This window comes from Burkholderia ambifaria AMMD (assembly GCF_000203915.1).
Classification (GTDB): domain Bacteria; phylum Pseudomonadota; class Gammaproteobacteria; order Burkholderiales; family Burkholderiaceae; genus Burkholderia; species Burkholderia ambifaria.
Genome location: NC_008390.1, coordinates 2,256,121 through 2,276,704 on the forward strand (window position 1 = coordinate 2,256,121; position 20,584 = coordinate 2,276,704).

At 68.2% G+C, this 20,584-nt stretch carries 16 protein-coding genes; 9 read left to right on the forward strand and 7 right to left on the reverse strand.

The annotated features are described in order from the left end of the window. Positions 1-124: 124 nt before the first annotated feature. The 3 genes from BAMB_RS10355 to BAMB_RS10365 form a co-directional block, all read right to left on the reverse strand. The gene (locus tag BAMB_RS10355; RefSeq protein ID WP_011657290.1) at positions 125-1,420 is read right to left on the reverse strand and encodes a cell division protein ZipA C-terminal FtsZ-binding domain-containing protein; all 1,296 of its coding nucleotides are present in this window, start codon (positions 1,418-1,420) and stop codon (positions 125-127) included. Between the two features lie 84 nt (positions 1,421-1,504). Next, complete coding sequence (gene smc / locus BAMB_RS10360) at positions 1,505-5,017, reverse strand: chromosome segregation protein SMC (RefSeq protein ID WP_041491211.1); 3,513 nt, start codon at positions 5,015-5,017, stop codon at positions 1,505-1,507. 139 nt (positions 5,018-5,156) lie between these two features. Continuing rightward, positions 5,157-6,098 carry a DMT family transporter gene (locus tag BAMB_RS10365; RefSeq protein WP_011657292.1) on the reverse strand — a complete coding sequence of 314 codons (942 nt, stop codon included), beginning with the start codon at positions 6,096-6,098 and terminating at the stop codon, positions 5,157-5,159. A 175-nt stretch (positions 6,099-6,273) separates the two neighbouring features. Here BAMB_RS10365 and dapC point away from each other — a divergent pair, with 175 nt between their 5' ends. The 6 genes from dapC to cls all read left to right on the forward strand — a co-directional run bounded on the left by dapC (position 6,274) and on the right by cls (position 12,466). Next, positions 6,274-7,521, forward strand: coding sequence for a succinyldiaminopimelate transaminase (dapC, locus tag BAMB_RS10370; protein WP_041491377.1), 1,248 nt, complete (start codon positions 6,274-6,276; stop codon positions 7,519-7,521). A gap of 45 nt (positions 7,522-7,566) precedes the next feature. Further along, the gene (gene dapD / locus BAMB_RS10375; RefSeq protein ID WP_011657294.1) at positions 7,567-8,394 is read left to right on the forward strand and encodes a 2,3,4,5-tetrahydropyridine-2,6-dicarboxylate N-succinyltransferase; all 828 of its coding nucleotides are present in this window, start codon (positions 7,567-7,569) and stop codon (positions 8,392-8,394) included. Continuing rightward, positions 8,394-8,762, forward strand: a complete 369-nt coding sequence (locus tag BAMB_RS10380; protein WP_006755454.1) for an ArsC family reductase — start codon at positions 8,394-8,396, stop codon at positions 8,760-8,762. The genes dapD and BAMB_RS10380 overlap by 1 nt, the downstream gene beginning before the upstream one ends. 90 nt (positions 8,763-8,852) lie before the next feature. Next, on the forward strand, positions 8,853-9,992 hold the full coding sequence (gene dapE / locus BAMB_RS10385; protein WP_011657295.1) for a succinyl-diaminopimelate desuccinylase: 1,140 nt from the start codon (positions 8,853-8,855) through the stop codon (positions 9,990-9,992). 11 nt (positions 9,993-10,003) lie between these two features. Further along, positions 10,004-10,912 (forward strand): 50S ribosomal protein L3 N(5)-glutamine methyltransferase, encoded by a 909-nt coding sequence (prmB, locus tag BAMB_RS10390; RefSeq protein WP_011657296.1) that lies wholly within the window; start codon positions 10,004-10,006, stop codon positions 10,910-10,912. 114 nt (positions 10,913-11,026) lie between these two features. Next, on the forward strand, positions 11,027-12,466 hold the full coding sequence (gene cls, locus BAMB_RS10395; protein ID WP_011657297.1) for a cardiolipin synthase: 1,440 nt from the start codon (positions 11,027-11,029) through the stop codon (positions 12,464-12,466). A gap of 120 nt (positions 12,467-12,586) precedes the next feature. On the opposite strand, the gene BAMB_RS10400 is transcribed toward cls, so the two are convergent. Beyond that, entirely contained in the window at positions 12,587-13,066 is a 480-nt protein-coding gene (locus tag BAMB_RS10400) for a glutathione peroxidase (RefSeq protein ID WP_011657298.1), read from the reverse strand. Between the two features lie 136 nt (positions 13,067-13,202). Between BAMB_RS10400 and BAMB_RS10405 the strand changes: the two genes are divergently transcribed. After that, positions 13,203-15,134 (forward strand): ATP-binding cassette domain-containing protein, encoded by a 1,932-nt coding sequence (locus BAMB_RS10405; protein ID WP_011657299.1) that lies wholly within the window; start codon positions 13,203-13,205, stop codon positions 15,132-15,134. 180 nt (positions 15,135-15,314) lie between these two features. Here BAMB_RS10405 and BAMB_RS10410 read toward each other — a convergent pair whose 3' ends face one another. The 3 genes from BAMB_RS10410 to alr all read right to left on the reverse strand — a co-directional run bounded on the left by BAMB_RS10410 (position 15,315) and on the right by alr (position 18,186). Then, entirely contained in the window at positions 15,315-15,581 is a 267-nt protein-coding gene (locus BAMB_RS10410; protein ID WP_011657300.1) for a DUF2866 domain-containing protein, read from the reverse strand. A 146-nt stretch (positions 15,582-15,727) separates the two neighbouring features. Continuing rightward, entirely contained in the window at positions 15,728-17,104 is a 1,377-nt protein-coding gene (radA, locus tag BAMB_RS10415) for a DNA repair protein RadA (RefSeq protein WP_011657301.1), read from the reverse strand. A gap of 11 nt (positions 17,105-17,115) precedes the next feature. Continuing rightward, positions 17,116-18,186 carry an alanine racemase gene (alr, locus tag BAMB_RS10420; RefSeq protein WP_011657302.1) on the reverse strand — a complete coding sequence of 357 codons (1,071 nt, stop codon included), beginning with the start codon at positions 18,184-18,186 and terminating at the stop codon, positions 17,116-17,118. 218 nt (positions 18,187-18,404) lie between these two features. Between alr and lplT the strand changes: the two genes are divergently transcribed. Together lplT and thiD are read left to right on the forward strand one after the other, a co-directional pair. Further along, a complete protein-coding gene (gene lplT / locus BAMB_RS10425) occupies positions 18,405-19,712 on the forward strand; it encodes a lysophospholipid transporter LplT (protein ID WP_011657303.1) in 1,308 nt (435 codons plus the stop codon). Positions 19,713-19,770: 58 nt separating this feature from the next. After that, complete coding sequence (gene thiD / locus BAMB_RS10430) at positions 19,771-20,580, forward strand: bifunctional hydroxymethylpyrimidine kinase/phosphomethylpyrimidine kinase (protein WP_011657304.1); 810 nt, start codon at positions 19,771-19,773, stop codon at positions 20,578-20,580. Positions 20,581-20,584: the final 4 nt, after the last annotated feature.

Sequence of the window (20,584 nt, forward strand, 5' to 3'; positions counted from 1 at the left end):
TTTGACGCCGCGACGGGGGCACGCGATGCGTGGCGCGCAAGCCGGCCGCAGCGCACACAGGCGGCGTGCGTGCGGCAGCGCAGCGACGGACGGCGGCGCGGATGGCCACCGCCCGTGCAACGCGTTACTGGCTGAACAGGCGTCGCGTGACCGGCGAACCGGCCGGGATACCCGCTTCCTCGAGCTTCGCGTACAGCTTCATCAGTTGCTGGTCGATCGCGACGAGCGTCGATTCCGGCAGCGGCCGGCGCGAATCGTCGACGACCCGCGCACCGATTCGCTCGGACAGCGACTTCGCGTAGTCGCACATCAGCCGGAACGGCAGGATGTCTTCTTCGGCGACCGGCACGTCGAGCACCAGCGTGATCATGTTGCCGCCCTTGTACGTCAAGTCGTCGCGCAGGAAGTTCGTATCGCCGAACTGCAGCATGAACACGGGGTTCTGCTTCGCGTCGAGCTTCACGAAACGCGTGCCGTCGCGCGACAGCAGCAGCCCGTCCTGCGATGCGACGGCCTGCACGTAGTTCGCCGACCACGGCGCGCCGTCCGACATCACGTTGATCGACAGCTGCGCGTCGCACTGCGCGGCAAAGCCATCGAGCTCGCGCGCCATCGCGACCGTCTCCATCATGTCCGGGAATTCCGGTGCGCCGTCGATCGCATCGGCGAACTGCTGGACGCCCGTCACGAACTCGGAGAATTCGAGCTCGTTCAGCGCGCCGCTGCGGTTCGCGAGCTGCGCGGCCGCGCGCAGTTCTTCATAGCGCACGCCGTTCTGCAGCAGCTCCCACTGGCCGCCTTCCGGCTTGCCCTCGATATGCACGGGCTTGCTGCCCGCGCGGCGCAGCCGCTGCGCGGCCGGCAGGATCTTGTCGCCCGGCAGCGGCCCGCCGAGGCGAATCGGCACGATGCAGTCGATCCGGCGGTCGACGATCGCGGGCGGTGCCGACGAGACCGTCGTCGCGGCCGGCAGCACGGGTTCGGCCGGTTCGTTCGATGCGTCGGCGGCCGGCGCTTCATGTGCGGCGGCGACCGAACCTGCGTCGACAGACTGCCTGGCCGGCTCGGTCGATTCCGACGGCGTGTCGCCGCCGGTGGCCTCGGCCTGCAGATCGGCCGGCATGTCGGCAGGCGCCGCGCCGCCGAAGGTCGGCTCGACGCGCGCCGCTTCAGCTGGCGTGCTCGCGGCGGCAGCCGCCGGCGCCGGTGCCGCGGGTTCGCGGCGCGCGGGCTGGCGCACAGGCTCGATGAACGGCAGCTCCTCGTCGCGCTCGGGGCGATTCATCGCCTCGGCCGCCTCTTCCGGCATCGGGCGCGGCATCCTGCGCCGCACCTTCGCGCCCTGCCACGCGTTGTAGACCACGACGCCGCCCACCACGACGGCGCCGGCGCCGATCAAACCGAGTGTCAACTCGTCCATGCACGCTCCATCAGCAATTCTTTTTCGTCGGACCGCGAACGGGCGCCCATGCGCCGCGCGAACGCGGTCCGGTTTCGTCAAACGTCAATTCTGGGCAAAACCCGCGGCGGTTTCCATGTCCACCGCGACGATCCGCGACACGCCCTGCTCCTGCATCGTCACGCCGATCAGTTGCTGCGCCATCTCCATCGCGATCTTGTTGTGCGAGATGAAGAGGAACTGCGTCTTGTCGGACATCGCGCGCACGAGATTCGCGAAACGCTCGGTGTTCGCGTCGTCGAGCGGCGCGTCGACCTCGTCGAGCAGACAGAACGGCGCCGGGTTCAGCTGGAACATCGCGAACACCAGTGCGGTGGCGGTCAGCGCCTTCTCGCCGCCCGACAGCAGGTGGATGGTCGCGTTCTTCTTGCCCGGCGGCTGCGCCATCACCTGCACGCCCGCATCGAGGATTTCGTCGCCCGTCATGATCAGCTTCGCCTGGCCGCCGCCGAACAGGCGCGGGAACAGGTCGCTGAAGTGACGATTGACCTCGTCGAAGGTGCCCTGCAGCAGCGTGCGGGTTTCCTGATCGATCTTGTGGATCGCGTCCTCGAGCGTCGTGATCGCATCGGTCAGGTCGGCCGACTGCGCATCGAGGAACACCTTGCGCTCGCTCGCGGCCTTCAGCTCGTCGAGCGCGGCCATGTTCACCGGGCCGAGCGCGTTGATCGCGTTGTTCAGGCGCGTGACCTCGCCCTGCAGGTACGACGGTTTCAGGTCCGGCGTCAGCTTCTCGCGCAGCGCTTCCTCGTCGACCTCGGCTGTGGTGAGCTGCTCGGCAAACTGCTCGACGGACAGGCGCGCGGCCTGCTCCTTCAACTGCAGCTCGGTGATGCGGTCGCGCAGCGGCTGCAGCGAACGCTCGGCGACGAGACGCTGCTCGTCCGACGCGCGCAGCTTCGCGGTGAGGTCGTCGAGTTCGATCCGCGCGGCCTGCAGCGCTTCTTCCTTCACCGCGCGAATTTCGAGCGCGTCCTGCAGCCCCGTGTGCGCGGTCTGCTCGTTGATCGTTTCGAGTTCGGCGCGCGCGTCCTCCAGCGACGCGGCGACGCGCTCGCTCTGCTCGTGCGCGACCTGGATGCTGCGCTTGAGCTCGTCGATCCGCGTGACCGCGTTGCGCGCGGCGAAGCGCGCGTCGTTCGCGCCGCGCTCGAGATCGCGCGCTTCCTGGCGCGCGTGCGTCAGCGATTCGTCGAGCGCTTCGAACGCGAGCTGGTTGTCCTCGAAGCGCGCCTGCAGTTCCGCGAGTTCGCCGTCGAAACGCTCGAAGTTCGCTTCCGATTCGGCACGCAATGCGCGCTGCTCGTCGATCTGCGCGCCGATTTCCTCGAGTTCCTCGCGGATCTGCGTGCTGCGCTGCGTGTAGCGTTCATGCGCCTGCGCGAGCTTCAGCACGTCCATCTGCAGCGCGTGCACGCGCTGCGTCGCGCGTTCGGCCTGCGCGCGCACGTCGCCGAGCGCCTGCGCGGCCTGCGTGTGCGCGGCTTCCGCCCGCACCGCGGCCGTGCGGGCCTCGTCGGCGAGCAGCGCCTGTGCCCGCACCTGGCGGCCCAGGTTCTCGATCTCCTGCTGGCGGGCCAGCATCCCGGCCTGCTCCGAATCGGCCGCGTACAGCTGCACGCCGACGCGCGTGACGATGTGGCCGGCCTTGACGACGAACGCGCCGCCCGCCGGCAGCTGCGTGCGCGTCGCGAGCGCCTGTGTGATGTCGTCGGCGACGTACACGTTGCCGAGCCAGTCGTTCAGCACCGCGCGAATGCCTGCATCGTCGATTCGCACGAGCGACAGCACCGGGCGCAGCCCGGCCGCGGCGGCCGGCGGTTCACCGGCGGCCGGCGGCGCATAGAACGCGAGCTTGGCGGGCGGCGCATCGGTCGCGAACGCCTTCACCCAGTCGAGATTCGACACTTCGAGCGCGGCGAGGCGCTCGCGCAGCACGGCCTCGAGTGCCGCTTCCCAGCCCGCTTCGACGTGCAGCTTCTTCCACAGGCGCGGCAGCGCGCCGAGTTCGTGCTTGTCGAGCCACGGCTGGATCTTGCCTTCGGTCTGCACGTTCTCCTGCAGCTGCTTGAGTGCGGCGAGCCGCGCCTCGAGCTGGTGGATCTGCGTGCTTTCGGCCTGCACGCGCTCCTGCGCGGCACGGCGTTCGCCGTCGAGGCGCGGCAGCGCTTCCTGTGCATCGGCAAGACGCGCCTGCGCCTCGGCGAGGATCTCTTCCTGCTCGGCGAGCTGCATGCGCAATTCTTCGAGCTGCGTTTCGTCCGGCGCATCGAGCCCGCCCGCCTCGGACTTCAGCCGCTCATGGCGCTGCTGAAGCTGCTGGAGCTGCTGGTCGGCATTGCGCTGGTGCGCGGCCTCGAGCTTCAGCGACTGCTCGGTCTGCGCAATGCGCGCGCGCTCGTCGTTGAGCTGCGCCTGCGCATCGCGCCACTTCGCTTCGAGCGCCGGCAGCGCGTCGTGCTTCGCGGCCGCGTTGTCTTCGGCGAGCGCGGCCTTCTCGTCGGCCATCGCGCGCGCTTCCTCGGCTTCCTCGAGCTCGTCCTGCGCCTTCTCGGCCTGCGCGCGCCATTGCTCGCGCTGCGCGTTCAACGCGGCGATCTGCGCCTGCACGCGGTTGCGCGATTCGACGATGAACTTGATCTCGGCCTCGAGGCGGCTCACTTCGGCGTTCGCCTCGTAGAGCGCGCCCTGCGCGCCCTGCATCGCGTCGCTCGCCGAGTAATGCGCGACCCGCAGCGTCTCGAGTTGCGACTCGACCTCGCGCAGCCGGGCCGTCTGGGCCTCGAGGTCGATCTGCGCCTGCTCGATCGCGCGCTGCTGCTTCTGCTGCTCGCCCGCAGCCTCGTTCTTGCGCAGCAGCCACAACAGGCGCTGCTTCTCCTCGCCGTCGGCGACGAGTTCCTTGTACTTGTTGGCGACGACGGCCTGCGCCTCGAGCTTCTCGAGGTTCGCGCCGAGCTCGCGGACGATGTCCTCGACGCGCGTCAGGTTCTCGCGCGTGTCGTGCAGGCGGTTCTCGGTCTCGCGGCGCCGTTCCTTGTACTTGGACACGCCCGCGGCTTCCTCGAGGAACACGCGCAGCTCTTCCGGCTTCGCCTCGATGATCCGCGCGATCATGCCCTGGCCGATGATCGCGTACGCACGCGGGCCGAGGCCCGTGCCGAGGAAGATGTCCTGGATGTCGCGGCGGCGCGCCGGCAGGTTGTTGATGTAGTAGCTCGACGTGCCGTCGCGCGTCAGCACGCGCTTCACCGCGATCTCGCCGTACTGGCCCCACTGCCCGGCCGCACGGCCGTCGGAGTTGTCGAAGATCAGCTCCACGCTTGCCCGGCTGCCGGGCTTGCGGGCGGTCGAGCCGTTGAAGATCACGTCCTGCATCGACTCGCCGCGCAGCTCGGACGCGCGCGACTCGCCGAGCACCCAGCGCACGGCATCGATGATGTTGGACTTGCCGCACCCGTTCGGGCCCACCACGCCGACGAGCTGGCCCGGAACCTGGAAATGCGTGGGATCGACAAAGGATTTGAAGCCAGCGAGTTTGATCGAGCTCAGACGCACGGCGGTATCGGATGTGAAGAAGGTGTGAAACGGAACGGGCCGCGACGCGCGGGGCCGGACGGCCCGTGTGCGCGATGCGCCCCGGAATTCAAAAGCGGGGCCGCGCGCATCCAGCGTTGGGCCCCGCAAACGGCTTCCATCATACCATCGCGCGTGCGCCATCCCGCCCGTCGCCGGGTTTGCCCCGTGCCGGCGCGGCACGATGGACCCGGCTCGACAGCAGCGTCGCCAGCACGATGCATGCGCCGCCCGCCCACTCGCGCGCGCTCGGCAGTTCGCTCGCGAACACCCATGCGGACAGCGCGGTGATCACGATCTCGAACAGCATGATGATCGCCGCGCGGTTGGCCGGCACGCGCGCAAGCCCGTACTGCACGAGCAGGTTGTTCACCGCGACCGTCACGCCGATCGCGACGACGATCAGCGCGGCGGTGCCGAGCTGGGCGCCGGCCGGCGCGGCCGGCAGCCCCTCGAACAGCGACGCGATCGCGCCGAACACCGCCGCGCCGCCGAACAGCGTCGCGGTGCGCATCTCGGCGCGCATCTCCGGCAGCTCGCGGCTCGCCTTGATCACGAGCACGTTGCTCATCGCGAAACTCAGGCCGGCCGCGAGCCCCGCCCATTCGGCCGGGTTGGCCGGCAGCGGCACGCCGAGCGTCGGCGACCACAGCATCAGCATCGCGCCGCCGATCGACAGCGCCGCGAGCCCCGCGCCGGCCCAGGTCAGGCGCTCGCGCAGCAGGAAATGCGCGTAGATCGCGGTCCACGCCGGCGTCAGGTAGAACAGCAGCATCACGCGCAGCACTTCGCCGTGGATCGTGCCCCACACGAAGCCGAGGTTGGTCACGCCGGCCGTGATCGCGATGCCCGGCAGCACCCAGTGCCAGCGCAGCGTCGCGATCGTGCGGTGGCGCACGACGATCACGAACAGGAACGCGACGAGGCTCGTCAGCGCGCTTGCCAGCGTGCCGGTGAGGCCGAGCGACGCAAGGATGCGCAGCGGATACCAGATCAGGCCCCATACCGAAGCGCCGATCAGGATGGCCAGCGTCGGCAGGCTGCCGCGTACCGCGTTATTCATTTGGTTCGATACCCTTTATTCGACCGGCCCGGCCGCCGTTCCGGCGGGCCGTGACCGCATTGCGTCACGCTATAATCGTCCGCTGCGAGCCGCGCGCCGTCGGCGCCCGTTCGCAGCCGTGCGGCACCTGCGCCGCCCCTTTTTGCTCCAACCGGCCGCGACGGCCGCTTCGCCCGTGAACCCTCGACTCGACTCGCTCCAGCCCTATCCCTTCGAAAAGCTGCGCGCCCTGTTCAAGGACGTGACGCCCGGTGCCGGTATGCCCGGTGCCGGTACACCCGCTGCCAGCCTCAAACCGATCAGCTTCGGCATCGGCGAGCCCAAGCACCCGACGCCGGCGCTGATCCGCGACGCCGTGGTGGCCGCGCTCGACGGTCTCGCGTCGTACCCGGCCACGGCCGGCTCGGACGCGCTGCGCACGTCGATCGCGCACTGGCTCGAACGCCGCTACGGGCTGCCGGCGCTCGATCCGGCCACGCAAGTGCTGCCCGTGTCGGGGTCGCGCGAGGCGCTGTTCTCGCTCGCGCAGACGGTGATCGACTCGCGCGCGAGCGCGGACGGCAAGAAGGCGATCGTACTCTGTCCGAATCCGTTCTATCAAATTTACGAAGGCGCGGCGCTGCTGGCCGGTGCCGAACCCTATTTCGCGAACAGCGACCCGGCGCGCAACTTCGCTTGTGACTATGCGGCCGTGCCCGACGAGGTGTGGGCGCGCACCCAGCTGCTGTACGTGTGCTCGCCGGGCAACCCGACGGGCGCCGTGCTGACGCTCGACGACTGGCGCGAGCTGTTCGCGCTGTCCGACCGCCACGGTTTCGTGATCGCGTCCGACGAGTGCTATTCGGAAATCTATTTCGACGAAGCGGCGCCGCCGCTCGGCGGCCTCGAGGCCGCGCACCGCCTCGGCCGCGGCTTCGAACGGCTCGTGATGCTGTCGAGCCTGTCCAAGCGCTCGAACGTGCCGGGCATGCGCTCGGGTTTCGTCGCCGGCGACGCCGCGCTGCTCAAGAAATTCCTGCTGTATCGCACGTACCACGGTGCGGCGCTGTCGCCGGTCTGGCAGCACGCGAGCATCGCCGCGTGGAACGACGAGGCGCACGTGCGCGAGAACCGCGCGCTGTACCTGCAGAAGTTCAACACGGTCACGCCGATGCTGGCCGACGTGATCGACGTGAAGCTGCCCGACGCCGCGTTCTACCTGTGGGCCAACGTCGCGCGCACCGGGCTGTCGGACACCGAGTTCGCCCGCCGCCTGTACGCCGACTATAATGTGACGGTTCTGCCCGGCTCGTACCTGGCGCGCGACGCGCACGGCACGAATCCAGGCCGCGATTTCATCCGGATCGCGCTCGTCGCGGGCACCCCCGAATGCGTCGAGGGCGCGCAACGCATCGTCGATTTCTGCCAAGCTCTCGCGCGGTAAGACGTCCATCCCGATCAATTCCATTCCTCTCCTGCGAAAACGAACATGTCGCAACAACTTCAGCAAATCATCGATACCGCCTGGGAAAACCGCGCCGAGCTGTCGCCGAAGGCCGCGCCCGCCGACGTCCGCGAAGCCGTCGCTCATGCGCTCGAGCAACTCGATAAGGGCGCACTGCGCGTCGCCGAGAAGATCGACGGCAACTGGACCGTGCACCAGTGGCTGAAGAAGGCCGTGCTGCTGTCGTTCCGCCTGGAGGACAACGCGCCGATGCCTGCCGGCGGCTACTCGCAGTTCTACGACAAGGTGCCGTCGAAGTTCGCGAACTACACCGCTGAAGACTTCGCCGCGGGCGGCTTCCGCGTCGTGCCGCCGGCCATCGCGCGCCGCGGCTCGTTCATCGCGAAGAACGTCGTGCTGATGCCGTCGTACACCAACATCGGCGCGTACGTCGACGAAGGCACGATGGTCGACACGTGGGCCACGGTCGGTTCGTGCGCGCAGATCGGCAAGAACGTGCACCTGTCGGGCGGCGTCGGCATCGGCGGCGTGCTCGAACCGCTGCAGGCGAACCCCGTCATCATCGAAGACAACTGCTTCATCGGCGCGCGCTCGGAAGTCGTCGAAGGCGTGATCGTCGAGGAGAACTCGGTGATCTCGATGGGCGTGTACCTCGGCCAGAGCACCAAGATCTACGATCGCGAAACGGGCGAAGTCAGCTACGGCCGCATCCCGGCCGGCTCGGTCGTCGTGGCCGGCAACCTGCCGTCGAAGGACGGCTCGCACAGCCTGTACTGCGCGGTGATCGTGAAGAAAGTCGACGCGAAGACCCGCGCGAAGGTCGGCCTGAACGAGCTGCTGCGAGGCGACTGATGGCCAAGCCGCACACCGTGGTCGTCTACGGCATTCCGAACTGCGACACCGTGAAGAAGGCCCGCGTGTGGCTCGACGATCACGGCGTCGAGTTCGAGTTTCATGACTTCAAGAAGCTCGGCGTCAGCGCGCCGCTCGTCGAGGACTGGCTGAAGGACGTGTCGCTCGACGCGCTCGTGAACAAGCGCGGCACGACGTGGCGCGGCCTGGACGATGCGATGAAGGCGGCCGCGGAAACGCGCTCCGGCGCGGTCGCGCTGATGATCCACAAGCCGTCGGTCATCAAGCGTCCCGTGCTCGTCGTCAACGGCCGCGTGAAATCGCTCGGCTTCGTGGCCGATCAGTACGCGGCGCTGTTTGCCGCCTAGGGCCGCCCCCGCTGCGCCCGCGGGTGCAGCCCGACGTCTCGTCACTGCCGGCCACCGCGCCGGCATTTTTTATCGAAAGTGGTCCGAACCATGTCCGCCACCCTAGCCCTTACCGAACAGCTGATCGCCCGCGCGTCCGTCACGCCCGACGACCAGCATTGCCAGCAGCTCATGACCGAGCGCCTCGCCGCGCTCGGCTTCGAATGCGAGACCATCGCGTCGCACGGCGTGACCAACCTGTGGGCCGTCAAGCGCGGCGCCGACGGCCGCGACGGCAAGCTGCTCGCGTTCGCGGGCCACACCGACGTCGTGCCGACCGGCCCGCTCGAGCAGTGGACCTCGCCGCCGTTCGTCCCCACGCATCGCGACGGCAAGCTGTACGGCCGCGGCGCGGCCGACATGAAGACGTCGCTCGCGGCGTTCGTCGTCGCGTCCGAGGAATTCGTCGCGGCCCACCCCGGCCACCGCGGCGCGATCGCGTTCCTGATCACGAGCGACGAGGAAGGCCCGGCCACCGACGGCACCGTGAAGGTCGTCGAACTGCTCGAAACGCGCGGCGAACGCGTCGACTACTGCATCGTCGGCGAGCCGACCTCGAGCGCGGAGCTCGGCGACGTCGTGAAGAACGGCCGCCGCGGCTCGATGTCGGGCGAGCTGGTCGTCAAGGGCGTGCAGGGCCACATCGCATACCCGCACCTCGCGAAGAACCCGATCCACCTGCTCGCGCCGGCGCTCGCCGAGCTCGCCGCCGAACAGTGGGACGCAGGCAACGAATACTTCCCGCCGACCACCTGGCAGGTGTCGAACCTGCATGCCGGCACCGGCGCGACCAACGTGATCCCCGGCCATGCGGACCTGATGTTCAACTTCCGCTTTTCGACGGCGAGCACGGTCGAGGGCCTGCAGGCACGCGTGCATGCGATCCTCGGCAAGCACGGCCTCGAATACACGCTGAAGTGGTCGGTGAGCGGCCTGCCGTTCCTCACGCCGCGCGGCGACCTGTCGAACGCGCTGGAGAACGCGATCCGCGCCGAGACCGGCCTCACGACCGAGCTGTCGACGACGGGCGGCACGTCCGACGGACGCTTCATCGCGCGCATCTGCCCGCAGGTGATCGAGTTCGGCCCGCCGAACGGCAGCATCCACAAGATCGACGAGCACATCGACGTGCGCTTCGTCGACCCGCTGAAGAACGTGTACCGACGCGTGCTCGAACAACTGATCGCCTGACGGAGCCTCGCATGACGACACCATTTGCAACTATTCGCGACCTGCTGCGCTACGCGGTCACGCGCTTCTCGAAGGCCAAGCTCGCATTCGGCCACGGCTCGGACAACGCGTACGACGAAGCCGCGTACCTCGTGCTGCACACGCTCGACCTGCCGCTCGACACGCTCGAGCCGTTCCTCGATGCGCGCCTGCTGCCCGATGAAATCGCGGCCGTGCTCGCGGTGATCGAACGGCGCGCGACCGAACGCGTGCCGGCCGCGTACCTCACGCATGAAGCGTGGATGCACGGCCACCGCTTCTACGTCGACGAGCGCGTGATCGTGCCGCGCTCGTTCATCGGCGAGCTGCTCGACGACGGGCTGCAGCCGTATGTCGCCGACCCCGAGCAGGTCGGCGCGGTGCTGGAGCTGTGCACCGGCTCCGGCTGCCTCGCGATCCTCGCCGCCAGCGCGTTCCCGAATGCCGAGATCGACGCGGTCGACCTGTCCGACAAGGCACTCGAAGTCGCCCGGATCAACGTGAGCGACTATAGCCTCGACGATCGCATCACGCTGCATCGTGGCGATCTCTACGCGCCGCTGCCCGCGTTCCGCGCCGAACCCGACGCGCGCTACGACGTGATCCTGACGAACCCGCCGTACGTGAACGCGACGTCGATGGCAGCGCTGCCGCCCGAGTACCGGCACGAGCCGGAGATGGCGCTCGCGGGCGGCGAGGACGGCATGGACATCGTGCGGCGCATCATCTCGGAAGCGCACAAGTGGCTGCACGACGACGGCGTGCTCGTCGTCGAGATCGGCAACGAGCGCGAGCACGTCGAAGCCGCGTTCGGCGGCCTCGAACTCACGTGGCTGCCCACCAGCGCGGGCGACGACACGGTGTTCCTGATCCAGGCGTCCGACCTGCCGCGCAAGGCCTGACGGCACGCCGCGGCCCCAACCGTGCGGCACGGCAAACCGCTGTCCCGCACGGTTGGGTAAGATGCGCGTAAGCGGCCGTCGCGCCGCACGACTTCAGGAGTCCGTCACGCGCCCATGACCCTCGACTGGCTACATCTCGGCACCCTGATCCTGGCCGTTCACGTGCTCGGGATCGTCGCGGCGTGTCACGCGCTCATGAACACGCGCACGTCGCAAGGCGCGATCGCGTGGGCCGTGTCGCTCGCCGCGATGCCGTACCTGACGCTCGTCCCCTACCTGTTCCTCGGTCGCAGCAAGTTCTCCGGCTACGTCGACGCGCGGCGCCACGAAATGGAAGCGTTGCGCACGCATACGCCGCGCGTGCCGTGGCTCGATGCGGACGCAACCAACGGGCCGGCGGCCGACGCGATCGGCCGCGCTGCGGTGCTCGCGCTCACCCGGCTCGGCGGGATGCCGTTCGTCGGCGGCAATTCGGTGCGCACGCTCGTCAACGGCGATGCGACGTTCGAGGCGATCCTGTCGGCGATCGACTCGGCGCGCGAATACGTGTTCGTCCAGTTCTTCATCGTGCGCGTCGACGCGCTCGGCCTGATGCTGCGCGACGCGCTGCTCGCCCGCGCGGCAGCCGGCGTGCGCTGCTACCTGCTGTATGACAGCATCGGCTGCTTCGACCTGCCGCACAGCTACGTCGACACGCTGCGCCGCGGCGGCGTCGAGGTCCACCCGTTCGCGACCCACCGCAAGTTCGTCAACCGCTTCCAGCTCAACTTCCGCAATCATCGCAAGATCGTCGTCGTCGACGGCAATCGCGCGTTCGTCGGCGGACACAACGTCGGCGTCGAATATCTCGGCGCGAACCGGCGTCTGTCGCCGTGGCGCGACACCCATATCGAAATCCGCGGCCCGGTGGTGGCCAGCATTCAGTACGTGTTCGCCGAAGACTGGCACTGGGCCACGCAGACGCTTCCGCCGCTCGCCGCGCCGCCGGAGGCGCTGCCCGGCGACGCGATGCATTGCCTCGCCGTACCGATGGGCCCGGCCGACAAGCAGGAAACCGGCTCGCTGTTCTTCGTCGGCGCGATCAACGCCGCGCACGAACGGGTGTGGATCACGACGCCGTATCTCATACCCGACGAAGCGGTGATCGCCGCGCTGAAGCTCGCGGTGATGCGCGGCGTCGATGTGCGCATCCTGATCCCGTGCCGGCGCGACCACTACGTCGTGTTCGAGGCGTCGAAGCTCTATGCGCGCGATCTCATCGACGCAGGCGTCAAGGTGTTCCGCTACCGCCCGGGCTTCCTGCACCAGAAAGTCGTGCTGATCGATCGCATCGCGGCCGCGGTCGGCAGCGCGAATCTCGACAACCGCTCGTTCCGGCTGAACTTCGAAATCATGGTGCTGACCGTCGATCGCGCGTTCGCCGATGAAGTCGGGGCCATGCTCGACGCCGATTTCGCGCAGTCCTACGAGGTCGATGCGAACGAGTATCGGCACTCGCCCGCGTGGCGGCGCATCGCCATGCACGTCGCGCGCCTGTTCGCACCCATCCTGTAGCGTCCGTGGCGCCCGCGCGAGCGCCGGGCCGCCGTCGCCCGGATGGCGCCGCCCGCTTTCGCCCCATCCGGCCCGACACCGCGGTCGCGGGCCAGACGCCCCGCTCGCGGCTCCACGGCGTTACAGCAGCTTGTCGATATCCGCGGCGATTTCCTCGGGCTTCGTCGACGGCGCATAGCGCTTGACGATCCGCCCGTCGCGGTCGACCAGGAATTTCGTGAAATTCCACTTGATCGCCTTCAGGCCGAGAATGCCGGGCGCCTCGTCGGTCAGATAGCGATACAGCGGATGCGCATGGTCGCCCTTCACGTCGACCTTCGCGAACATCGGGAACGTGACGCCGTAGTTGCGCTCGCAGAACGCGCCGATCTGCGCGGCGTCGCCCGGCTCCTGCTTGCCGAACTGGTTGCACGGAAAGCCGAGCACGAAAAAGCCGCGCGCCGCGTACTGCTCGTACAGTTTCTGCAGGCCCGCATACTGCGGCGTGAAACCGCACTCGCTCGCGGTATTGACGATCAGCAGCACCTTGCCGCGATACGCGTCGAGCGACGCCGGCTCGCCGGCGAGCGTCTCCGCGCTGAACGAATAGAGGGTGGACATCGGGCACTCCTTTGATGAGACCGGAACGACGTGGAGTCTAGGCGAAATCGCGCCGTTGCGGCATCTGCCGTTCGGCCGATATCCGGAGCGACGCGCGCGCAGTCTAGAATAGCGGTTTTCGTCAGTCATTCCCGCCGTGATCCGTTTCAATCAGTTCAGCCTTGCTCGAGGCACCAAACCGCTGTTCGAGTCGGCCTCGTTCGTGCTCAATCCCGGTGAAAAGGCCGGCCTGATCGGCGCGAACGGCGCCGGTAAGTCGACACTGTTCTCGGTCCTGCGCGGCGAGCTGCATTCCGACGCCGGCGATTTCTCGATGCCGCCGTCGTGGCGGATCGCCCACGTGTCGCAGGAAACGCCCGCGGTCGACCGCTCGGCGCTCGACTACACGCTCGACGGCGACACCGCGCTGCGCGAGATCGAGGCGCGCATCGCCGCCGCGTCGGCCGCGCATGACGGCGCGGCCGAAGCCGACGCGCACGCGGCGTTCGCCGATGCCGACGGCTATACCGCGCCGGCGCGCGCCGAGGCGCTGTTGCTCGGCCTCGGCTTCACGCTTGCGCAGACGCGCGAGTCGGTCGCCAGCTTCTCCGGCGGCTGGCGCATGCGCCTGAACCTCGCGCAGGCGCTGATGTGCCGCTCCGACCTGCTGCTGCTCGACGAACCGACGAACCACCTCGACCTCGACGCGATCGTCTGGCTCGAAGACTGGCTGCACCGCTACGCCGGCACGCTCGTCGTGATCTCGCACGACCGCGAATTCCTCGACTCGATCTGCAACGTCACGCTGCATCTGGAAAATCGCCAGGTGAAGCGCTACGGCGGCAACTACTCGCAATTCGAAGTGCTGCGCGCGCAGCAGCTTGCGCTGCAGCAAAACGCATACGAAAAGCAGCAGAAGACGATCGAGCACCTGCAGAGCTTCGTCGACCGCTTCAAGGCCAAGGCCAGCAAGGCCAAGCAGGCGCAGAGCCGGATGAAGGCGCTCGAGAAGATGGAGCTGATCGCGCCCGCGCACATCGCGTCGCCGTTCACGTTCGAGTTCCGCACGCCCGACGCCGCGCCGAACCCGATGATGGTGATGGAAGACGTCCGCTGCGGCTACCATGCCGACGACGGCACGGACATCCCGATCGTCGAACGCGTGGCGCTGTCGATCCAGAATGGCCAGCGCATCGGCCTGCTTGGCGCGAACGGCCAGGGGAAATCGACGCTGATCAAGACGCTGGCCGGCACGCTCGCGCCGCTGTCGGGCCACGTGCGCGACGGCAAGGGCCTGACGATCGGCTATTTCGCGCAGCATCAGCTCGAAACGCTGCGCGAGGACGATTCGCCGCTCGCGCATCTCGCACGGCTCGCGCCCGACACGCGCGAGCAGGAACTGCGCGACTTTCTCGGCGGCTTCAATTTCTCCGGCGAGATGGCGACGAGCCCGGTCGGCCCGTTCTCCGGCGGCGAGAAAGCGCGGCTCGCGCTAGCGCTGATCATTTGGCAGAAGCCGAACCTGCTGCTGCTCGACGAGCCGACCAACCACCTCGACCTCGAAACGCGTCACGCGCTGACGATGGCGCTCGCGCAGTTCGAAGGCACGCTGATCCTCGTCTCGCACGACCGCCACCTGCTGCGCGCGACCACCGATCAGTTCATGCTCGTCGCGAAGCATCGCCTGCAGCCGTTCGACGGCGACCTCGACGATTACCGCGACTGGCTGCTGCAGCACGCGGCCGAGCAGCGCGCGGCCGCGAAGGCCGACGGCGCGGCGGCGACGGGCGCCGATCCGGGCGTCAACCGCAAGGACCAGAAGCGCCAGGCGGCCGAGGAGCGCCAGCGCCTGTCGCAGCTGAAAAAGCCGCTGCAGAACCGCATCACGAAGCTCGAAAAGGAAATGGAAACGCTGCACGCCGAGAAGGCGCGCCTCGATGCGTTCGTCGCCGATCCGGCGAGCTACGAGGCCGCGCGCAAGACGGAGCTGACCGACGCGATCCGCAAGCTCGGCGAGGTCAATAGCCGGCTCGAAACGGTCGAGGCCGACTGGCTCGCCGTGCACGAAGAGCTCGAGCAGATCGGCTGAACGCGGCCGGGGTGCCATCCGCCGGTCGCTTGACCGGTGGCGCGGCATCCACGGTGGCGTCAATACCCGACGAACCGGGCCGGCTGCATCCGGCCCGAAAACGACAAAGCCGGGCGCGCTGGCCCGGCCTCTTCATCGTGACTACGGCTGTCGTTGTCGGGTCAGCCGTACGCCGCCCGCTCAACGCCGCGGCAACGTATCGCGCGGCAGTTGCTCGTCATCGTCCATCAGGTAACGCCGCCCTTCGGTCGGCTGGCGGATCGCCGCGGCGACTTCCGCTTCCGTCACGTCCTCGGACACGACCCGGCGTGCGAGGCGCCCTTCTTCGTCGATCCACTCGACGATCCGGCATCCGCCGCCCCACGGGTGAACGATGGGCTCCGATACGCGGCAGCCGCGCAGGTTGTAAAGGCGTCCGCTGGCCGCATCCCCATACTGTTTGAACATAGGTTCCCTTCCATTGCGGTTCGACAATCCGCCAAAGGATAGGGAAAAGCGATGTCCGCCGGGTTACAGGAGCCTACATATTCTTTACAACCAATTACGCGACAGATCGTGGCCGGCCGCCCCGCACGGGTGCCGGCCACGCGCGGTCATTCGAGATCGCGCACGCGGTCGATCGCCTGCTCGATCCGCTCGACGGCCATCACGTTTAGCCCTTCGATCGGCTGCTTCGGCGCATTCGCCTTCGGGATCAGCGCAGACGTGAACCCGAGCTTCGCCGCTTCGCGCAGCCGTTCCTGGCCACGCGGGGACGGCCGGATCTCGCCCGCCAGCCCCACCTCGCCGAATACGATCAGGCCCTTCGGCAGCGCCTTGTTGCGCATCGACGAATGGATTGCGAGCAGCACGGCGACGTCAGCGGCCGGCTCGGTGATCTTCACGCCGCCCACCGCGTTCAGGAACACGTCCTGGTCGAAACACGCGATGCCCGCGTGCCGGTGCAGCACCGCGAGCAGCATCGCGAGCCGGTTCTGCTCGAGGCCGACCGCGAGCCGGCGCGGATTCGGCACGTGCGCCGTATCGACGAGCGCCTGGACTTCGACGAGCAGCGGGCGCGTGCCCTCCTGCGTGACGAGCACGCACGAACCCGGCACGACCTGCTCGTGCTGCGACAGGAACAGCGCGGACGGGTTCGCGACGCCGCGCAGCCCGCGCTCGGTCATCGCGAACACGCCGAGCTCGTTGACCGCGCCGAAGCGGTTCTTGAACGCGCGCACGAGCCGGAACGACGAATGGGTGTCGCCCTCGAAGTACAGCACCGTGTCGACGATGTGCTCGAGCACGCGCGGGCCCGCGAGGTTGCCCTCCTTCGTCACGTGCCCGACCATGATGATCGCGGTGCCGGACTGCTTCGCGATGCGCGTGAGCTGCGCCGCGCATTCGCGCACCTGCGCGACCGAGCCCGGCGCCGACGTCAGCGCTTCGGAATAGACGGTCTGGATCGAATCGATGACAGCGACGTCCGGCCGTTCCGCGTCGATCGCGGCCTGAATCTTCTCGAGCTGGATCTCGGCGAGCAGCTTCAGCTCGGCCGCCGGCGCGCCGCCGTCGAGCAGCGCGAGCCGTTGCGCGCGCAACGCGATCTGCGCGGCCGATTCCTCACCGCTGATATAGAGCGCGCGCCGCTCGTTCGCGATGTCCGCGAGCGACTGCAGCAGCAGTGTCGACTTGCCGATGCCCGGATCGCCGCCGATCAGCACGACGCCGCCCGGCACCAGCCCGCCACCCAGCACGCGGTCGAATTCGCCGATGCCGGTGGAGAAGCGCGGCACGTCGGCCGCCTCGATGTCGACGAGCCGCTGCACCGGCGCCCGCTTCGCGAGCGACTGGAAGCGATGGGCGGCCGGCGACTCGGCGACCGATTCGACGAGGGTGTTCCAGGCCTGACACGACGGGCATTGCCCCTGCCACTTCGGGGTTTGTCCGCCGCACTCGCTGCAGACATAGACGGTTTTCTGTTTCGCCACGCGTGTCGCCCTTATTCCGCGCGCACCGGTACGCGGCCGGCGACCGCGCACATCAGTTCATAGCCGATGGTCCCGCAATGGCGCGCGACGTCGTCGATCGGCAGCGTGTTGCCCCACAGCTCGACGCGCGCGCCGACTCCGGCCTGCGGGCACGGCGTGAGGTCGACGGTGATCATGTCCATCGACACGCGGCCGACGATCCGCGTGCGGATGCCGTCGACGATCACCGGCGTGCCTTCCGGCGCGACGCGCGGATAGCCGTCCGCGTAACCGCACGCGACGACGCCGATGCGCATCTGGGCCGGCGCGGAGAACGTCGAGCCATAGCCGATCGCCTGCCCCTTCGCGATCGTCTGCACCGCGATCAGCTCGGACGCGAGCGTCATCGCGGGCTTCAGCCCGGTGTCGGCGATGTCGGCCGACAGTCCCGACGGCGACGCGCCGTACAGGATGATCCCCGGCCGCACCCAGTCGAAGTGCGTATCCGGATGCCACAGCACGGCCGCCGAATTCGCGAGGCTGCGCGCGCCGGCGATGTTTTCCGCGCCGCGCTCGAACGTCGCGAGCTGCTCGGCGACGCCGCGCTCGTTGTCGGCATCCGAAAAATGGGTCATCAACGTGATCTGGCCGATGCCGGGGCACGCACGGGCGCGCTCCCACGCGGCGCGGTATTTCTCCGGCGCGTAGCCGAGTCGGTTCATGCCGCTGTTCATCTTGAGCTGCACGTTGACGGGCTTCGACAGCCGGGCCGTCTCCAGCATCCGCATCTGCTCGTCGTTGTGGACGGTGGTCGTCAGGCTGTAGCGGTCGATCACGTCGATGTCGGTCGAGCGGAAGAACCCTTCGAGCAGCAGGATCGGACCGGCCCACCCGAGCTCGCGCAGCTTCACGGCCTCGTCGAGGTCGAGCAGGCCGAAGCCGTCGGTGCCGCGCAGGCCGGGAAACACGCGCGCGAGACCGTGGCCGTACGCGTTGGCCTTGACGACCGTCCAGACCTTGGACGGGCCGGCAAAGCGGCGGACGACGGAGAGATTGTTCGCGAGAGCGGCGGTATGGATGGTGGCGGAGATCGGGCGCGGCATGGGAAATTTACGTAAAGACGCTTGCGAATCATCAGCTTACCGCGCCTTTTGAGCACCGAAGCCGACAATTTGCGGAACGATCGGGGAATCTTGCTAGTCCGAATTGCCGTATTTTCGTGTTATAAAGCCGTGCGCACAACCCATTTCGAACGGAATAAGCCGATCGCATACCAGGCGGCCTACGCGGCCCTGCCGCAGCGACGAAAGCATCGCATCAGATGAAAAAAGGTTTTTACACCATCATGGCCGCGCAGTTTTTCTCGTCGTTGGCCGACAATGCGCTTCTCATCGCCGCCATCGCCCTGCTGAAAGACCTCCACGCCCCCAACTGGATGACACCGCTGCTCAAGCTGTTCTTCGTGTTGTCCTATGTGGTGCTGGCGGCTTATGTTGGTGCGTTCGCCGATTCGCGTCCGAAGGGGCGCGTGATGTTCATCACCAACTCGATCAAGGTGGTCGGCTGCCTGATCATGCTGTTCGGCGCCCACCCGCTGATCGCGTACGGGATCGTCGGGTTCGGCGCCGCGGCCTACTCGCCCGCCAAATACGGGATCCTGACCGAGCTGCTGCCGGCCGACCGGCTCGTCGCCGCGAATGGCTGGATCGAAGGCACGACCGTCAGTTCGATCATTCTCGGCACCGTGCTCGGCGGCGCGCTGATCAGCCCGCACATCGCATCGCACGTGATCGCGCACACGCCCGCTTGGATCAGCACGCCCGCCGAAGCGGCGATGGCGATCATCATGGCGATCTACGTGATCGCCGCGATGTTCAACCTGCGGATCCCCGATACCGGTGCGCGCTACCCGAAGCAGGAGCGCGGCCCGGTCAAGCTCCTCACCGATTTCGCCGACTGTTTCACGGTGCTCTGGCGCGACAAGCTCGGCCAGATCTCGCTCGCGGTCACGACGCTGTTCTGGGGCGCGGGCGCGACGCTGCAGTTCATCGTGCTGAAGTGGGCCGAAGTCTCGCTCAACATGTCGCTGTCCGAAGGCGCGCTTCTGCAGGCCGTGGTCGCGGTGGGCGTCGCGGGCGGCGCGATCGCCGCCGCCGCGCGCATCCCGTTGAAGAAGTCGCTGTCCGTGCTGCCCGTCGGCATCATGATGGGCATCGCGGTCATGCTGATGGCGTTCTACACGCGCGACCTGTTCCCCGCGCACTGGGCCGTGCACTTCGGCCACCTGCGCCTGCCGGTGTACCTGATCGTCGCGTACATCTTCCTGATCGGCGTCGGCGCGCTGTCCGGCTATTTCGTGGTTCCGATGAACGCGCTGCTGCAGCATCGCGGCCATGTGCTGCTGTCGGCCGGCCACTCGATCGCGGTGCAGAACTTCAACGAGAACCTGTCGGTGCTCGTGATGCTGTGCCTGTATGCGGTGCTGGTCTGGCTCGACGTGCCGGTCGGCGTCGTGATCGTGCTGTTCGGCACGTTCGTCTGCCTGACGATGTGGCTCGTGATGCGCCGCCACCAGGCGAACCAGCGCCAGTTCGACTCGGTCGCGCTGATCGGCGAATCGCGGCACTGACGCTACACTGTCCGTTTCCGTCCGTCGGCGCCGGTCTTCGCACCGGCGCCTTGCCATCATGACGCACCCGATACCCAACGTCCTGACGATCGCCGGCTCCGACTCGGGCGGCGGCGCAGGCATCCAGGCCGACCTCAAGACCTTCTCCGCGCTCGGCGCGTACGGCGCGAGCGTGATCACCGCGCTGACCGCTCAGAACACGCGCGGCGTGAGCGGCGTGCACGCGCCGGACGCGGCGTTCGTGACCGCGCAGCTCGACGCGGTGTTCGACGACATCCGCATCGACGCGGTCAAGATCGGCATGCTCGCGAACGCCGCGATCGTGCATGCCGTGGCCGACGCGCTGCGGCGTTACGCGCCGCGCTTCGTCGTGCTCGATACGGTGATGATTTCGAAGAGTTCGCACGCGCTGCTCGCGCCCGACGCGGTCGACGCGTTGCGCGACGCGCTGCTGCCGCTCGCGACCGTCGTCACGCCGAACCTGCCCGAAGCGGCCGCCCTGCTCGGCGACACGCCCGCGACGACCGAAGACGACATGGTCCGGCAAGGCCACGCGCTGCTGCAGGCAGGCGCGAACGCCGTGCTGATGAAAGGCGGCCACTTGCCCGACGCGGCCGCGAGCCCCGACTGGCTCGTCGATGCGGCGCATGCCGTGCGGCTCGGCGGCACGCGCGTGCCGGTCAGCAACACGCACGGCACCGGCTGCACGCTGTCGTCGGCGATTGCCGCGCTGCTGCCGCAGCGGCCGGATCTCGAGAGCGCGGTGCGCGACGCGAAGGTCTACCTGACCGGCGCGATCGCCGCGAGCGGCCAGCTCGACGTCGGCCACGGCGTCGGCCCGGTCCATCACTTCCATCGCTGGTGGTAAGCGC

Coding starts and splice junctions, on each gene's coding strand:
- BAMB_RS10355 (WP_011657290.1), bottom strand. CDS start 1,420: ATGGACGAGTTGACACTCGGTTTGATCGGCGCCGGCGCCGTCGTGGTG.
- BAMB_RS10400 (WP_011657298.1), bottom strand. CDS start 13,066: ATGTCCACCCTCTATTCGTTCAGCGCGGAGACGCTCGCCGGCGAGCCG.
- thiD (WP_011657304.1), top strand. CDS start 19,771: ATGACGCACCCGATACCCAACGTCCTGACGATCGCCGGCTCCGACTCG.
- cls (WP_011657297.1), top strand. CDS start 11,027: ATGACCCTCGACTGGCTACATCTCGGCACCCTGATCCTGGCCGTTCAC.
- dapE (WP_011657295.1), top strand. CDS start 8,853: ATGTCCGCCACCCTAGCCCTTACCGAACAGCTGATCGCCCGCGCGTCC.
- lplT (WP_011657303.1), top strand. CDS start 18,405: ATGAAAAAAGGTTTTTACACCATCATGGCCGCGCAGTTTTTCTCGTCG.
- BAMB_RS10380 (WP_006755454.1), top strand. CDS start 8,394: ATGGCCAAGCCGCACACCGTGGTCGTCTACGGCATTCCGAACTGCGAC.
- BAMB_RS10410 (WP_011657300.1), bottom strand. CDS start 15,581: ATGTTCAAACAGTATGGGGATGCGGCCAGCGGACGCCTTTACAACCTG.
- dapD (WP_011657294.1), top strand. CDS start 7,567: ATGTCGCAACAACTTCAGCAAATCATCGATACCGCCTGGGAAAACCGC.
- alr (WP_011657302.1), bottom strand. CDS start 18,186: ATGCCGCGCCCGATCTCCGCCACCATCCATACCGCCGCTCTCGCGAAC.
- BAMB_RS10365 (WP_011657292.1), bottom strand. CDS start 6,098: ATGAATAACGCGGTACGCGGCAGCCTGCCGACGCTGGCCATCCTGATC.
- prmB (WP_011657296.1), top strand. CDS start 10,004: ATGACGACACCATTTGCAACTATTCGCGACCTGCTGCGCTACGCGGTC.